Annotated in this window: 15 protein-coding genes; 4 read left to right on the top strand and 11 right to left on the bottom strand. The window is 58.7% G+C overall.

The annotated features are described in order from the left end of the window. Positions 1-215: 215 nt before the first annotated feature. Positions 216-974, top strand: coding sequence for a FadR/GntR family transcriptional regulator (locus ACCC84_RS12885; RefSeq protein ID WP_004955617.1), 759 nt, complete (start codon positions 216-218; stop codon positions 972-974). A gap of 112 nt (positions 975-1,086) precedes the next feature. Continuing rightward, positions 1,087-2,232, top strand: coding sequence for a D-alanyl-D-alanine-carboxypeptidase/endopeptidase AmpH (ampH, locus tag ACCC84_RS12880; RefSeq protein WP_004955621.1), 1,146 nt, complete (start codon positions 1,087-1,089; stop codon positions 2,230-2,232). A gap of 35 nt (positions 2,233-2,267) precedes the next feature. Here the strand turns inward: ampH and hpaC are convergent, their stop codons facing one another. The 11 genes from hpaC to ACCC84_RS12825 all read right to left on the bottom strand — a co-directional run bounded on the left by hpaC (position 2,268) and on the right by ACCC84_RS12825 (position 12,689). Then, positions 2,268-2,783: a 4-hydroxyphenylacetate 3-monooxygenase, reductase component gene (hpaC, locus tag ACCC84_RS12875; protein WP_039992433.1), complete on the bottom strand. Its 516-nt coding sequence runs from the start codon at positions 2,781-2,783 to the stop codon at positions 2,268-2,270. Positions 2,784-2,802: 19 nt separating this feature from the next. After that, positions 2,803-4,365, bottom strand: a complete 1,563-nt coding sequence (gene hpaB / locus ACCC84_RS12870) for a 4-hydroxyphenylacetate 3-monooxygenase, oxygenase component (protein WP_004955626.1) — start codon at positions 4,363-4,365, stop codon at positions 2,803-2,805. Between the two features lie 214 nt (positions 4,366-4,579). Continuing rightward, the gene (hpaA, locus tag ACCC84_RS12865; protein WP_004955628.1) at positions 4,580-5,461 is read right to left on the bottom strand and encodes a 4-hydroxyphenylacetate catabolism regulatory protein HpaA; all 882 of its coding nucleotides are present in this window, start codon (positions 5,459-5,461) and stop codon (positions 4,580-4,582) included. Positions 5,462-5,488: 27 nt separating this feature from the next. Further along, a complete protein-coding gene (gene hpaX / locus ACCC84_RS12860; RefSeq protein ID WP_004955631.1) occupies positions 5,489-6,859 on the bottom strand; it encodes a 4-hydroxyphenylacetate permease in 1,371 nt (456 codons plus the stop codon). 1 nt (position 6,860) lies between these two features. Further along, the gene (gene hpaI, locus ACCC84_RS12855; protein WP_004955633.1) at positions 6,861-7,655 is read right to left on the bottom strand and encodes a 4-hydroxy-2-oxoheptanedioate aldolase; all 795 of its coding nucleotides are present in this window, start codon (positions 7,653-7,655) and stop codon (positions 6,861-6,863) included. Between the two features lie 26 nt (positions 7,656-7,681). Continuing rightward, positions 7,682-8,485 carry a 2-oxo-hept-4-ene-1,7-dioate hydratase gene (gene hpaH, locus ACCC84_RS12850; protein WP_004955635.1) on the bottom strand — a complete coding sequence of 268 codons (804 nt, stop codon included), beginning with the start codon at positions 8,483-8,485 and terminating at the stop codon, positions 7,682-7,684. A gap of 14 nt (positions 8,486-8,499) precedes the next feature. Beyond that, positions 8,500-8,886: a 5-carboxymethyl-2-hydroxymuconate Delta-isomerase gene (locus tag ACCC84_RS12845; RefSeq protein WP_198773245.1), complete on the bottom strand. Its 387-nt coding sequence runs from the start codon at positions 8,884-8,886 to the stop codon at positions 8,500-8,502. An 8-nt stretch (positions 8,887-8,894) separates the two neighbouring features. Further along, positions 8,895-9,752 (bottom strand): 3,4-dihydroxyphenylacetate 2,3-dioxygenase, encoded by an 858-nt coding sequence (gene hpaD / locus ACCC84_RS12840; RefSeq protein ID WP_004955638.1) that lies wholly within the window; start codon positions 9,750-9,752, stop codon positions 8,895-8,897. Positions 9,753-9,844: 92 nt separating this feature from the next. After that, positions 9,845-11,299: a 5-carboxymethyl-2-hydroxymuconate semialdehyde dehydrogenase gene (gene hpaE, locus ACCC84_RS12835; protein ID WP_198773244.1), complete on the bottom strand. Its 1,455-nt coding sequence runs from the start codon at positions 11,297-11,299 to the stop codon at positions 9,845-9,847. After that, positions 11,296-12,060 (bottom strand): fumarylacetoacetate hydrolase family protein, encoded by a 765-nt coding sequence (locus tag ACCC84_RS12830; RefSeq protein WP_004955643.1) that lies wholly within the window; start codon positions 12,058-12,060, stop codon positions 11,296-11,298. The genes hpaE and ACCC84_RS12830 overlap by 4 nt, the downstream gene beginning before the upstream one ends. Continuing rightward, a complete protein-coding gene (locus ACCC84_RS12825) occupies positions 12,057-12,689 on the bottom strand; it encodes a fumarylacetoacetate hydrolase family protein (protein ID WP_039991213.1) in 633 nt (210 codons plus the stop codon). The genes ACCC84_RS12830 and ACCC84_RS12825 overlap by 4 nt, the downstream gene beginning before the upstream one ends. Before the next feature lie 297 nt (positions 12,690-12,986). Between ACCC84_RS12825 and hpaR the strand changes: the two genes are divergently transcribed. Next, complete coding sequence (gene hpaR / locus ACCC84_RS12820) at positions 12,987-13,442, top strand: homoprotocatechuate degradation operon regulator HpaR (protein WP_004955647.1); 456 nt, start codon at positions 12,987-12,989, stop codon at positions 13,440-13,442. 135 nt (positions 13,443-13,577) lie between these two features. Continuing rightward, positions 13,578-14,402 carry an alpha/beta hydrolase gene (locus ACCC84_RS12815; protein ID WP_004955651.1) on the top strand — a complete coding sequence of 275 codons (825 nt, stop codon included), beginning with the start codon at positions 13,578-13,580 and terminating at the stop codon, positions 14,400-14,402. The last annotated feature ends 141 nt before the right edge of the window (positions 14,403-14,543 follow it).

Here is a 14,543-nt window from a genome sequence, read left to right as displayed (position 1 = left end):
GTCTAATGGTCAGGCCACTAAGGGCGGTTAAAGGTCAGACCTTTCACATGACAAAAGACGTTTTAAGCGTTATGGTTTGAAGTAGATGTGAATAAAAACGATGTAAAACAGCATTTCAATTAACCAAGTTTTTACACCTGATTAACGAATACTCAAGCAGCTTGAGCAGTTTTTGTGCGCTGAATCACTTAACGCTACCGTGCCGAAGGTAAAAAATGCCGATTACCCGACTGGAAAACCCACGTATTTACAGACAGATAGCCGACCAGCTGAAACGCCTGATCGAAAACAACGAATTCCCGCCCGGCAGTCGCCTGCCGTCGGAACGCGATCTGGCCCAGCAGTTACAGGTCAGCCGCGCTTCGGTGCGCGAGGCGTTGATCGCCCTGGAAGTGATTGGTTTGGTAGACGTGAAGGTGGGTAATGGAGTGATCGTCAAGGGACTGTCACCGGCCATTGCCTCACAGGAACCGGTGATGACCCAGGCCGGGCGCAATCAGTGGGCCGACATCGACGACGAGCTGAACATCGAACTGGATTTTAACGCCGAGCTGCCGCCATTTTCGCTGCTGCAAACCCGTTTGCTGATCGAACCCGAAACCGCTGCGCTGGCGGCTCGCCATGCCACCGATGAAGAGTTGGCGGGTATTCGCGCCGCGTATGAACAAAACTGTCGGGATAATCGGGCCGCTTCCGCCACCCATCCCGGCGATCGGCTGTTTCACATTCGCATCGCGCAGGCCAGCGGCAACCCGGCTTATGCGTTTATCATCGCCCATCTGCTTGGCCACCGCTATGGCAGCATGTTTCGCGTGTTGCAGCATCACTATACCCCGGAGGATATGCCACACCGTTCCGAGCAGGAACACCGGGCGATCCTCGCCGCCATTGAGGCGCGCGACGTTCGGGCGGCACGTAAGGCGATGAAAACACACCTGGATGAAGTGATTGCCATCTTTACCCGGACACAATAGGGGAAAATTTACGCTTCCCGCTCTTTTTCCCCATGCAGCGAAGGCGCCGCCACATTACACTGTGGTGGCAATTTACGCCTTCCCGCTGCACTTTTAACATGGATAACGATCGTTGAAGAACATTCTCTCTGTTTCCCTGCTGGCACTGGGTTTGTGCGGCGCGCCGCTGGCTGGCTACGCCGCAACGCCACAGCTGACCTCACAGATCGTCGATCAATATGCCGAGCACATTTTCTACAATAGCGGTGCGACCGGCATGGCGCTGGTGGTGATCGATGGCAATCAGGTGGTTAATCGCAGCTTTGGCGATACCAAACCCGGCAACAATCTGCGCCCACGCCCGGATTCACTGATCCGCATCGCCTCCATCACCAAGCTGATGACCAGCGAAGTGATGGTAAAAATGGCGGCACAAGGCCAGGTAAAACTGACCGACCCGCTGCGTAAATACGCGCCACGCGGTGCCTATGTGCCGAGCTACAATGCGCGCCAGCCAATCACCCTGTTGAATCTGGCGACGCACACCAGCGGCTTACCGCGTGAGCAACCGGGCAAAAAACCGCCGAAAACGCCGGTGTTCGTCTGGCCGACCAAGGCACAACGCTGGCAGTGGCTGGAACATGCCAAAATCACCGTGCCGCCGGGGGTACATGCCGCCTATTCCAATCTGGCGTATGATTTACTGGCCGATGCGCTGTCACGAGCGGCGGGCAAGTCATACAACGCCTTGTTGAAAGAAAAAATCACCGGGCCGTTGGGAATGGTCGATACCACGCTGACACCGAGCGCCGAACAGTGCTCACGTCTGATGGTGGCCGCCGCCGGACCGAGCGCCTGCCGTGATACCACTGCCGCGGCCGGCAGCGGCGGCGTCTATTCCACCCCGCGCGACATGCAGCGCTGGATGCAGCAATTCCTGTCCTCGCAGGCGTTTGGTCCGCGCAAAGCCACCGCAGCCAACGAACAGACCATGTACTTCCAACGCCGCGATCTGGTATCGCTGAAAGGTATGGACGTGCCGGGTCAGGCGGATGCATTGGGATTGGGCTGGGTGTATATGGCACCGAAGGACGGGCTGCCGGGCATTATTCAGAAGACCGGCGGCGGCGGCGGTTTCATCACCTATATGGCCATGTCGCCGCAGCATAATGTCGGCGTTTTCGTGGTAGTTACCCGCTCCGAACTGAGTAAGTTCACCAATATGAGCGATCCGGTCAACCGGCTGGTCAGCGATCTGGTGGCCAACCAAGGGATGTAACGCATCACCCGGCGCGCTATCGCGCCGGGTGACTGTCACGCCAGCGCCGCCATTTCATGCTTTACCGGGTGGAAGTTGCGCTTGAAGTAGATCAGGCCGTGGCCGCTGTCGCTCAGCACGATCTGTTTGATCTCCACCAGATAGACCTGATGGGTGCCGATACTCTGGATCTGCGCGATCTCTCCTTCCAGACTGGCGAGGGTATTGCACAGCAGCGGCTGGCCAAGCGCCCCCTGGCGCCACTCTTCCTGGCGGAAGCGCTCTTCCATACTGACGCCGGTCATGCCGGCAAAGTGGCGCGCCATCAGCTCCTGCTGGTGGTTAAGCACATTGACGCACAGCTTGCCGTTCTCCTGAAATACCGGGTTCATCGCGCTGTTGCGATTGATGCACACCATCAGCGTCGGCGGGCTATCCGTTACCGAGCAGACCGCAGTGGCGGTAATACCGCAGCGCCCCGCAGGGCCATCGGTGGTGACGATGTTCACCGCCGCCGACAGGCTGGCCATCGCATCGCGAAAACGCAGCCGGTGTTCATTTTCCTGAGACATACACACCTCCAAGACCACACTATTTCAACAGGTTGTCTAACTGATTGATATCGCCGTTGTTATGCAGATGTGGCACCGTCCAGCCATGCCGGTCGTAATCGGACAGGCAGCGATCGACCATTTGCATCATCTGATCCATGCTGCCGGAGCTTTGCGCGTGGCGCAGGCATTGCAGGCGGATCTCGTCCTGGCTGCCGGCATAATTGATCTCATACAGTTCGTGACGGCCGCCGAACTCACTGCCGATGGCGTCCCACATCAGTTTGAGGATCTTGATGCGCTCGACGTGATCCATGCCGTTCGAGCCACGCACGTACTGCGCCAGATACTTGTCGATCGCCGGATTGTCCATGTCGCGCACGCTGGACGGCAGATAGATCAGCCCGCTGGTAACGTTCTTCTCGATGATGTGCTTCACTTTGGTGTAGGCCATCGGCGCCATCACGCGATAGGTTTGCAGCGCGGCGGAATCCGGCAGATAGGCGCCATTTTTCCATTCGGTGGCCTCGGCACACATCGCGTCGCTCAGCGACCAGAACAGGTTGCGCCAGGCCACCACTTCGCCCAGATCGGCCTGTACGCCACGGAACTCCAGCACCCCGGTGCAACCGAGGCTTTTTTGCAGCAGTGCGGTGATAAAATCCATCTTCACTGCCAGTCGCACGCAGGCCTGCAGTGGGAACAGGCGCGCAAACCCGCCTTCGGTGCTCCAGCGGCGGCAACGATCGAAGTCGCGGTAGATCAGCACGTTTTCCCACGGGATCAGCACATGATCCATCACCAGGATCGCATCGTTTTCATCAAAGCGGCTGCTGAGCGGATAATCGAACGGCGATCCGGTGGCGCCGGCCACCAGCTCGTATGACGCACGCGAGATCAGTTTGACGCCTTCAGCATCCATCGGCGCGACGAACATCAGCGCGAAGTCCGGGTTATCGCCCATGACCTGCGCCGAACCGAAGCCAATAAAGTTGTAGTGGGTCAACGCCGAGTTGGTTGCGACCACCTTGGCACCGCTGACCACAATGCCGGCGTCGGTTTCTTTTTCCACCTTGATGAACACGTCCTTCACCTCGTTGACCGGCTTATGACGATCGATCGGCGGGTTGACGATGGCGTGGTTGAAGTACAGGCCTGTTTCCTGAATACGCTGGTACCAGTGGCGTGCATTGTCGGCAAACTGACCATAAAATTCAGGATTTGCGCCTAATGCGCTGCCAAAGGCGGCTTTGTAGTCCGGCGTGCGCCCCATCCAGCCGTAGCTTTGGCGCGACCAGTCGGCAATGGCGTCACGCTGTTGGCGCATCTCTTGTGGGCTACGGGCATAGCGGAAGAATTTATGGGTATAGCCGCCGTTGCCGGTGTCGGTGCCCCAACACAGGCGGTCGTGGCTGGCCGGCGCGTGCAGCGCATCATACAGCTGGCCGACGGAGGCCGCCGCGTTGCGAAAGGCAGGGTGCGTGGTAACGTCCTTTACCCGTTCGCCGTAGATGTAAATTTCGCGGCCATCTTGCAGGCTTTTCAGGTATTCGGCACCGGTAAACGGGCGCTTGGCATCGGCACGGAAATCTTCTGGTTTCATTGCGTCTTCCTCGTAATCGGCAGTGTAAGACCGTTGGCTCGGTCATTGTTAAAATAATGTTTTTATTTGGTTGCTTAATTGAAGCTGCCGAACGCGGTTTCGAGAAGAGACTTTTGCGGCAATCGCCGGTACTTTTCGCTGAGGATGGCCGCCAGAGCGGCAAACTGTGACACAGGTACGTTATGGCCGCCGCTCGGGAGGCGACGGCCGGGGTTTAACGCGCACGGTAACTCGAGGGTGAACAACCTTCCAACCGATTGAAAAATCTTGCGAAATAGGCCGGATCCTTGAATCCCAGATCGTAAGCGGTTTCATGCACCGTGCAGGCGCCGAACAGCAGCAGTCGCTTCGCTTCACGCAAGATCCGGTCAAAAATCAGCCGCTTGGGCGAGCGGTTGGCAAATCGACGACACAAATCGTTGAGCCGCGACTCCGTCACCCCCAGCGCCTGTGCATATTCCGGCACCGGCAAGTGTTCGCGGAAGCGCTCATCCACCATTTTGTTGAAGCGCTGGAATATTTTCAGCTCACCCCGCACGCCGGTGGCGGCGGAATCCTCCAGATCGGTATTGCGCAGCAACAGCGTGAACACCGCCTGCGCCAGCAATGCCAGCGTTTGCTCGCGAGCGGCCAGGTTGCCGGCAAATTCGCGACGGATCAGCGCCCAGTAATGGCTGAGCGCCGTTAGTTCTTGCGGCACGCCGGCCAATGACAGGCAAATGCCGGGCATATCCAGCGCCAGGTTGCTGCCGGGATACAGCCGCTCCAGCAATGGCCATATCAATTCCTGGCGCACCGTCAGCACGTGTCCGTCGCTGTCCGGTTCGGTGAAAAAGGCGTGCGGTACCGACGGTGGCGTCAGGATGAAGAGCGGCGCCTGCACTGAATAATGCTGATCGTCCAGTTGCAGTTCGATTTTGCCGGTTTCCAGAAAATGCACCTGAAAAAAGCTGTCGTGCCAATGCACCTGCATATCGCGGCCAAAAAACGCCGCCAGCCCGGCAAAGGTTTCGTAATGCACCTCATCCGCGGCGTAGCGCGCATCGTACTCCTTGCAAATATCGATGTTGGCGATAAAGCCGGTACTTTTCTGCACCTGTCGACTCCTCTGGGTTAGCGATGACTATGGCGTTGCACGCGGGCGTGACGCCTTCATCGGGATCCGCCATACCAACAGCGCGCCGATCACCAGCAGCGCCGCCACGAAATACAGCCCGGCATTGAAGCTGCCGGTAAGATCCTTGAGCCAGCCGATCAACAATGGGCTGACCGCCGATCCGATATTGCCGGTGGCATTGATCACTGCGATCCCTATCGCACGGGCTTCCAGGCTGATCGACCGATCGGGCGTGGTCCAGAAGATCGCCATCGCGGTAAACGACCCCACCGACGCCATGATGATGCCAAACAGCTGGATCAGGCTGTGATCGGTGGCCGACGCCAACAGCCAGCCGGCGGCGGCAAACAGATACGGCAATGCGGTATGGTGCTTGCGCTCCTGCAATCGATCCGATCGTTTGCTCCACCACACCATGCCGGCGATGGTGCAGATCTGCGGGATCGCCGCCAAAATGCCGATGGTGATATTGCTGCTGCTCTGGTTAAAGCTTTGCAGGATCTGCGGCGTCCAGATATTGATCGCACTGAGGGTATTGGTCAGGCAGAAATATGCCAGCGTATACGTCAGTACGATCGGCGTGAAGATTTCACGCCACAGGCTGCGCTGCTGCAACGCCTGGTGGCTGCTTGGTCCTTCCGGTTGCACCAGCGTCAGCCGATCGGCGGCCATCATCGCCTGCAGGCTGGTTTTTTCCTCGTCCGTCAGCCATTTGGCCTTCGCCGGCGTATCGTCGAGGTAGAACCACACCGCCACGCCGAGGATCACCGACGGGATGCCTTCCAGCAGGAACAGCCACTGCCAGCCTTTCAGATCCAGCACACCGTCCAGCGCCAGGATGTAGCCTGAAACCAGCGAACCGATCGCCATGGTCACCGGCATGGCGATCATGAACAACGCGTTGGCGCGGGCGCGATAAAACGCCGGGAACCAGTAAGTGAGGTACACCAGAATGCCCGGCAGGAAACCGGCCTCGGTGATGCCGACGATCATGCGCAGCACGTACAGACTGGTCGGCCCGGTGGCGAACAGCGTGCAGGTGGAGGCAATGCCCCATAGCACCATGATGGTGGCTATCCAGCGGCGCGCGCCAACGATGCTCAGCATCATGTTGCTGGGGATACCGAAAATCACATAGGTCACGTAAAACAGCGTGGCCGCCAAGCCGAACATGGTCGAACTAAGCCCAAGATCCTTGCCCATGGTCAGACCGGCAAAGCCGATGTTGATGCGGTCGAGGAACGAGAAAACAAAGAGTACAAACAAAAACACGATCAGGCGCCGAAACAACTTTTTAATCACCGATTGCTCGGCGGCGGTTAACGCTTTATGTTGCTGCGCCGGGTTGGCCGGCGCGATCGAATCGACGTGGTTCATATCAGTAGACCCCGGAAGGTTGCGTCGGCGAGTTACCCGGCTTGAAACGTTCGGCCAATGCTTCGGCAGCGCGCGCCAGCAAGGTGGTATCGACCCCAACGGCGACAAACAGCGCGCCGGATTCCAAATAGTGCTGCGCCAGATCGGGCTGTGCCATCAGGATGCCCGGTGCTTTGCCGGCGGCGCAAATGCGCGCAATGGCGTCGTCGATGGTGCGCTGCACCTGCGGATGCTGCGGATTGCCGGCAAAGCCCATATCGGCGCTGAGATCCGCCGGGCCGATAAATACCCCGTCCACGCCGTCCACCTGTAGGATTTCATCCAGATTATTCACCGCTTCGCGGGTTTCGATCTGCACCAGCACGCACATCTGCGCGTCGGCGGCCTGCAGGTAGTTCTCTACCCGGTTCCAGCGCGACGCACGCGCCAGTGCGCTGCCGACGCCCCGTATGCCCTGCGGCGGGTAGCGGGTAGCACGCACTGCGTCCCGCGCCTGTTTGGCATTCTGGATCATCGGGATCAGCAGGGTTTGGGCGCCAATGTCCAGCAGTTGCTTGATCACCACCGGATCGTTCCACGGCGGACGCACCACCGGCTGTACCGGATACGGCGCCACCGCCTGCAACTGGCCGAGCACCGTCTGCACGTTGTTAGGCGCGTGTTCGCCGTCGATCAGCAACCAGTCAAATCCGGCACCGGCAAGCAGTTCCGCGCTGTAGCTGCTGCACAGCCCTAGCCACAGACCGATCTGCGGGCGTTTTTGCTGCATCGCCAGCTTGAAGGCATTGGTTAACATGATGTTCTCCTTGTTGACTGCCGGCGTTAGACAAAGCGGCAGCTGATACAACCCATCTGGCCATAATCCACGTGGAAGGTATCGCCGCGCCGCGCCGCTACCGGCCGGGTAAACGACCCGCCGAGGATGATCTGCCCAGCCTCCAGTTCCACGTCATGCGGGAACAGTTTGTTCGCCAGCCAGGCTACGCCGTTGGCCGGGTGGTTGAGCACCGCCGCCGCCACGCCGGACTCCTCGATCACCCCGTTGCGATACAGCAGTGCCGATATCCAGCGCAGATCCAGCGCGTCCGGTCGGATCGGTCGCCCCCCCAACACCACGCCGGCGTTGGCCGCGTTGTCGGAAATGGTGTCGAACACCTTGCGCGGCCGCTGGGTTTGCGGATCGACGTTATGACTGCGCGCATCAATGATCTCCAGCGCCGGGATGACATAGTCGGTGGCGTTGTAGACGTCGAACAGCGTGCAGTTCGGCCCGCGCAGCGGTTTGGCCAGCACGAACGCCAGCTCCACCTCGACGCGCGGCACGATAAAGCGCTCCAGGGGAATGTCACTGCCGTCGTTAAAGAACATATCGTCCAGCAACGCGCCGTAGTCCGGCTCGCTGATTTGCGAACTGACCTGCATGGCACGTGACGTCAGGCCAATCTTGTGCCCCTTCAACTGCCGCCCTTCGGCTATCTTCAGCGCCACCCATTGCCGTTGAATGGCATAGGCGTCCTCGAGCGTCATCTCCGGGTGATCCAGCGACAGCGCGCGGATCTGCTCTCGATTTTGTTCCGCCTGATGCAGGCGTTGTACGGCATGGCTCAAAACGTCTTTATCCAGCATTTACGGCCCCTTGCTCACTCGTTACGAAATAGCGCGTGTACGTTGTTCTGCTTGTAATTCAGCAGCGGATCCAGTTCTTCAATGGTGAAAGACAGCGCCAGATAGCGGCTGGCCATCAGCGCGGCGAAATGCTGTTTGATCAGGGCGAACAGCATCTCGCCCACCTGCTGTCGGCTGTCCTGACTACGGCCGTGGCCGATTTTCAACGTCATGTGTACAAAGGCGTAGTCATGCCGACCGTCGGCCATCTGCCAGGTATCCAGCCAGATGGCGCGGCTGCGCACCCCGGCCAGCGGGAAAATGCCGGTATCGGCCAACGCCTGGTTGACCTTGGCGAACAGCGCGGGTAAATCAGCCTCTGCGCGAATATTGTCGGTACATTCAGCGTAAAAATGTGGCATGCGGCACCTCAGGCGTCGGCGGGCAGAGGGAAAACGGCGTTGACCTGTCCGGTGCCGGAACTGGCGAACAGCGGGGTGATAAACTCCACCTTGCCGTCATAGTTGTCCCAGCCAAGCAGACCCAACAACATCACGGTGTCGTGCATATTGCCTTCGCCATAGCAGTAGTCGGCGTATTCGGGCAGCATTTCGCAAAACTCGCGAAAGCGCCCTTCTTCCCACAGTTTCACCACCCGTTGGTCCATTTGCTGATCGAACTGACGGGTGTAGCTGTTCATACCCTGCTCGGCACGCTGATCGTCGATAAAACGATGCGACAGCGAGCCGCTGGCCAACACCGCTACGGTGCCATCGTATTGTTCAATCGCGCTTTTGATCGCTTCGCCGAGACGGCGGCTGTCGGCAAAGTCATGCACCGTACAGAAGGCGGAGATCGACACCACCTTGAAGTGCCGATCGGCGTTCATATAACGCATCGGCACCAGCGTGCCGTACTCCAGCTTCAGGCTCGGGATATCATGCGCCTTGGCGCGTACCCCGAGCTTGCAGGCTTCGTCGGCGATCAGCTGACCGAGCTGCGGATTGCCGTCGTATTCATAGCGCATGTCGCGAATGAAGTGCGGCAGTTCGTTGCTGGTGTAAACGCCCTGAAAATGCGCGCTGCAATTGATGTGATAGGCGCTGTTCACCAGCCAGTGCGTATCGAACACGATAATGGTGTCGACGCCCATTTCACGGCAGCGGGCGCTGATTTCCCGATGGCCGTCGATCGCCGCCTGGCGGCAACCGTGGTTTTTGCCCGGCAGTTCGGACAGGTACATCGATGGGACGTGTGTAATCTTTGCTGCCAACGCTAACTTACCCATATCTCCTCCTCCCCCCGCATCTTTCGCATCGCCACCTGTCCGCAATCCGACAACCCCGGGGTGTATTTTGTTTTTAATATAAAAACACTCGGTTATACGCCCCAGCGCGGGATCGGGTGATCCCCCATGGAAATACAGACGTTCTTCATTTCGGCAAACACCTCAAAGCTGTACTCGCCGCCTTCGCGCCCGGTGCCAGAAGCTTTCACCCCGCCAAACGGCTGGCGCAGATCGCGCACGTTCTGGGTATTGACGAACACCATGCCGGCTTCGATGCTGCGCGCCAGACGCATCACCTTGCTCACGTCCTGGGTCCAGATATAGGACGCCAGACCGTACTCAACGTCGTTGGCCATGCGCAGCCCGTCCTCTTCGCTCTTGAACGGCAGCAGGCAGGCCACCGGGCCGAAGATCTCCTCCTGCGCCACGCGCATGCGGTTATCGACGTCTGCCAGCACCGTCGGCCGCAGGAAGTTGCCGTGCTCCAGCCCCTGCGGTTTTTCCGCGCCGCCGGCCAGCAGGGTGGCCCCCTCTTCCACGCCCAGACGGATATAGCCGGAGACCTTTTCCCAGTGCTGCTGGCTGATCAATGCGCCCACCTGCGTGTGCGGATCGGTCGGATCGCCAACCCGCAGGCGATTGGCGCGCTCGGCGAAACGCTTGACGAACTGCGGATAAATACTCTCCTGAATGAAAATGCGCGACCCGGCGGTGCAGCGTTCACCATTGATCGAGAAAATGGTGAACAGCGCGGCGTCCAATGCGCGCTCAATGTCGGCATCCTCGAACACCAGCACCGGCGACTTGCCGCCCAGTTCCATCGAATACTTTTTCAGGCCGGCATTTTGCATAATGCGGCGACCGGTGGCGGTACCGCCGGTAAAGGACACCGCGCGCACGTCGGCATGGCGTACCAGCGCATCGCCGGCGCTGGCGCCGTAGCCCTGCACCACGTTCAACACCCCGGCCGGGATACCGGCTTCCAGCGCCAGTTCACCCAGACGATCGGCGCTCAGCGGCGACAGCTCGGACATCTTCAGCACCGCGGTATTGCCCAGCGCCAGGCACGGCGCAGTTTTCCAGGTGGCGGTCATAAAGGGCACGTTCCACGGCGACACCAGCGCGCAGACGCCGACCGGCTGCACCAGCGTATAGTTGAGCATCTTGTCGTCCACCGGGTAGGTGCGACCATTCATCTGCTGACAAATTTCGGCAAAGAATTCAAAGTTGTGCGAAGCTCGTGGGATCAGCACGTTCCTGGTCTGATGGATCGGCAGACCGGTGTCGGCAGTTTCCATTTCGGCAATCTGCGGCACGTTCTGGTCAATCAGCTCGCCCAGGCGCCGCATCAGGCGCGCACGTTCCTTCATCGGCGTATTGGCCCATTTCGGGAACGCCTGTTTGGCGGCGGCCACCGCCAGTTCGATTTCCGCCTGTCCACCGGAAGCAACCTCCGCCAGCACCTCGCCGTTGGCCGGATTGCTGGTGGTGAAGTACTCTTTGCTGGCAACGTTCTTGCCGTTAATCCAATGGTTGATGGTTTTCATCGCAGGCTCTCCTGATAATTTCTTTCACTGATGATGTGGTTGACCAAACGGCCAATGCCTTCTATCTCCACCACCACTTCGTCCCCCGGCTGCACGTCGGCCAGCCCCTTTGGCGTGCCGGTGGCGATCATGTCACCCGGTTGCAGCGTCATAAATGCGCTCAGGTAGCTGATAAGGAAAGGAATGTCGAAAATCATGTCGGCGGTGGTACCGCGCTGGCGCAGCTCGCCGTTGATATAGGTGCTGAGCGGTAAATTGTGCGGATCGTCAATATCGTCCCGATCGACGATATACGGGCCAATCGGCGTCAATCCGTCGCGGCTTTTTACCCGCAGGTTCGGCCGGTAGTAGTTTTCCAGATAGTCGCGAATGGCGTAGTCGTTGCACAGGGTGTAGCCGGCAACATACTCCATCGCCCGTTCACGGCTGACGTTGCGGGCAGTTTTGCCGATCACCGCCACCAGCTCGGCTTCATAGTGCATGTACTCCACCCCGGCCGGGCGCATCGACACCTGACGGTGGCCGATCAGCGTGTTCGGTGCCTTGAGGAACACCAGCGGTTCTTCCGGCGCCTTGAACTCCAGTTCGCTGGCGTGATCGGCGTAGTTCAGCCCCAGCGCGAACACCGTGCCCTGCGACGGCGGCAACCATTCAACCTCGGTCTCTTCCAGCACCTGGCCGTTCGGCAGCGTTACGCGCAGCTGCGGATCAACGGTTACTTCCAGCGTCTGGCCATGGTGGCGAATACGGGCGTGTCTCATGATTGGCTTCCTCCTTGCACCACACGGTTAGTCAGCGGCGGCAGCCCGGCGGCGCGCAGCGTTAGCTGGTCACCCGGCCTGATTTCAACCCGCCGCTGCGGCGTGCCGATCAGCAGCGCATCGCCAGGCTGCAAGGTGATGAACTCGCTGATGGCGGCGAGCAGCTCGGCAGGCGAACGCAGCAAATCGGCGCTAGACCAGCGGTCCTGCTCCACGCCGTTGATTTCGGTAACAATCTGCACATCATCAAGCGCCGCCAGCGGGCCAATATCCCCCAGCGGGCAAAAGCCGTCGCGGCATTTGGCTTTGATCGCCGGGCGATAGAAGCTGTCTTCCGCCAGGCTGACGTCGTTGGCCAGCGCGTAGCCGGCAATGTAATCAGCCGCCTGTTGCACCGGCACCTTACGCGCCACGTCACCGATCACCATCGCCAACGTTGCGCCGCTGTAAACGGCTTCCCCCTGCGGCAACGGGATGGCGCCGCCATTGGCGAGGAAGGTGTTGCGCGGTTTGATAAACCACACCGGCGTTTTCGGCGGGGTTTTATACGGCGGTTCGCGAAACGCCTGATGCCAGGCATCGAGCTGGCTGCGGTGATTGAGCGCAACCGCAAAAACGGTTCCTTTCATGCAGACTCCTTGGTGGTCGGTCGTGATAACGGCCATTCATTAATATATTAACGAATACTTTTATCCGCTGTTCAGGGTTTGTGCAATGCGGGAAATTTGATTTGTGATCGTGATAACAAAAAATTTACATATTTGAAATATTATTGATATTTTTCAGTAAATTGCAGTAATTCGGCATTTTTTTTCACCGAAAATGGTGTTTTTGCTTTCTTCGTCACAATAAACCTGGCTACTATTAAGTTATTAACGAACAGCCGCAGTCCGCGGGTGCAACACTTTTAACAGCAGGCCATCGCTATGCATGAATCCTTGACCATCGCCCTGTTGCAGGCGCGTGAAACTGCCATGGGGTTTTTCCGCCCGATATTGAAACGCCATAACCTTACCGAACAGCAATGGCGCATTATCCGCGTGCTGGCGGACCAGCGATCGATCGAATTTCACGAGTTGGCGGCGCAAACCTGCATTCTGCGCCCCAGCCTGACCGGCATTCTGTCGCGCATGGAACGCGACGGGCTGATCTTCCGGCTAAAGCCGGTCAACGATCAGCGCAAGCTGTACGTTTCGCTGACTCAGCAGGGCCAGACGCTGTACGACGTTGCGCGCTCGCAGGTTGAGCAGGGTTACAACGAGATAGAGGCGGCGTTTTCGCCAGAAAAGATGCAGCAGTTGATGGCGTTGCTCGACGAGCTGATCACCCTCGGTGACAGCCTGCCGGCCAACGTGATCGCCCATCCCGGCAAGCAGCAGTAGATCAGACCGGCAGAACCGTTTCAGGCTGCCCCCTTTCCAGCGTGCCACTCTCGACAACTGGCTCGGCAGTTCAGCCTATAATTGCTCTGTGAAGCCACGGGCGCGCCGGTCGTGCCCCAACAGAACGGGGAAAGTATGTCGGAACATAACGTCAGTTTTATCAAGGGATGCCACGGCAACATCGCGCTGCATGACTGGGGCAACCCGCAGCCACGTTTTCTGGCGCTGCTGGTACACGGTTACGGCGAACATCTGGGGCGTTATCACTACGTGGCACGTACGCTGCACGACATTGGCGCACGGGTGTTCGGCCCTGACCATCTCGGCCACGGGCTGTCACAGGGTGAACGGGTACTGATTGAGGACTTTGACACGCTGGTCGACGATCTGCATCAGATCGCGACACGCTTTCAGCAACGGTTTCCCTCGCTGCCGCTGGTGGTGATTGGCCATTCTATGGGCGGCCTGATCGCCAGCCGCTACGTACAACGCTATGGCGAGAAGGTACAGGCGTTGGTACTCTCCGGGCCGTTGATCGGCCGTAAAACTGCCATTTCCGATCTGTACGATCTGGACACGTTGCCCGACGATCCGCTGGATACGACTACGCTGTCGCGCGATCCGGCGGTGGGCGCGGCCTATAATGCCGATCCCCTGGTGTGGCACGGCCCGTTCAAGCGGGCAACGCTGGGCGCCATGCAAACTATGCTGGCCAGGATTAACGCCGGGCCGAGCTTTGGCAACCTGCCGACGCTGTGGCTGCACGGCGAAAACGACAGGCTGGTACTGCTGGAAGACACTCGCACCGGCATCGACATCCTGCAAGGCAGTCATCTTGAAACGGCGATTTTCCCCGGTGCCCAGCATGAGATCTTCAATGAAATCAATAAAGATCAGGTGCTGAAACGGCTAACGACATTTATTGAGCGTCAGCTGTCAGCATTAGGCGAAAAGTTGTGATGATATTCGCGCTAGAGAGAAGCCTCGCGCGGGCAAAGCGCCGCAGTTAGCCAGATGCAGACAAAAAGCGTTCCAGCGGGCGAAAAGCAACGCAAGAAACGTTATCATGTTGAATAAATAACAATTCCGCAACAAGGAGCC

The organism is Serratia odorifera, from assembly GCF_041448735.1.
Classification (GTDB): Bacteria; Pseudomonadota; Gammaproteobacteria; order Enterobacterales; family Enterobacteriaceae; genus Serratia_F; species Serratia_F odorifera.
Note: the sequence above shows the minus strand (reverse complement) of the source record. Positions and strands in the feature narration are given on the sequence as shown.

Excerpts from the sequence above, each read along its gene's own strand:
- ACCC84_RS12885 (WP_004955617.1), top strand. The coding sequence starts at position 216 with ATGCCGATTACCCGACTGGAAAACCCACGTATTTACAGACAGATAGCC.
- hpaC (WP_039992433.1), bottom strand. The coding sequence starts at position 2,783 with ATGTCTCAGGAAAATGAACACCGGCTGCGTTTTCGCGATGCGATGGCC.
- hpaB (WP_004955626.1), bottom strand. The coding sequence starts at position 4,365 with ATGAAACCAGAAGATTTCCGTGCCGATGCCAAGCGCCCGTTTACCGGT.
- hpaX (WP_004955631.1), bottom strand. The coding sequence starts at position 6,859 with ATGAACCACGTCGATTCGATCGCGCCGGCCAACCCGGCGCAGCAACAT.
- hpaI (WP_004955633.1), bottom strand. The coding sequence starts at position 7,655 with ATGTTAACCAATGCCTTCAAGCTGGCGATGCAGCAAAAACGCCCGCAG.
- hpaH (WP_004955635.1), bottom strand. The coding sequence starts at position 8,485 with ATGCTGGATAAAGACGTTTTGAGCCATGCCGTACAACGCCTGCATCAG.
- ACCC84_RS12845 (WP_198773245.1), bottom strand. The coding sequence starts at position 8,886 with ATGCCACATTTTTACGCTGAATGTACCGACAATATTCGCGCAGAGGCT.
- hpaD (WP_004955638.1), bottom strand. The coding sequence starts at position 9,752 with ATGGGTAAGTTAGCGTTGGCAGCAAAGATTACACACGTCCCATCGATG.
- hpaE (WP_198773244.1), bottom strand. The coding sequence starts at position 11,299 with ATGAAAACCATCAACCATTGGATTAACGGCAAGAACGTTGCCAGCAAA.
- ACCC84_RS12830 (WP_004955643.1), bottom strand. The coding sequence starts at position 12,060 with ATGAGACACGCCCGTATTCGCCACCATGGCCAGACGCTGGAAGTAACC.
- ACCC84_RS12825 (WP_039991213.1), bottom strand. The coding sequence starts at position 12,689 with ATGAAAGGAACCGTTTTTGCGGTTGCGCTCAATCACCGCAGCCAGCTC.
- hpaR (WP_004955647.1), top strand. The coding sequence starts at position 12,987 with ATGCATGAATCCTTGACCATCGCCCTGTTGCAGGCGCGTGAAACTGCC.
- ACCC84_RS12815 (WP_004955651.1), top strand. The coding sequence starts at position 13,578 with ATGTCGGAACATAACGTCAGTTTTATCAAGGGATGCCACGGCAACATC.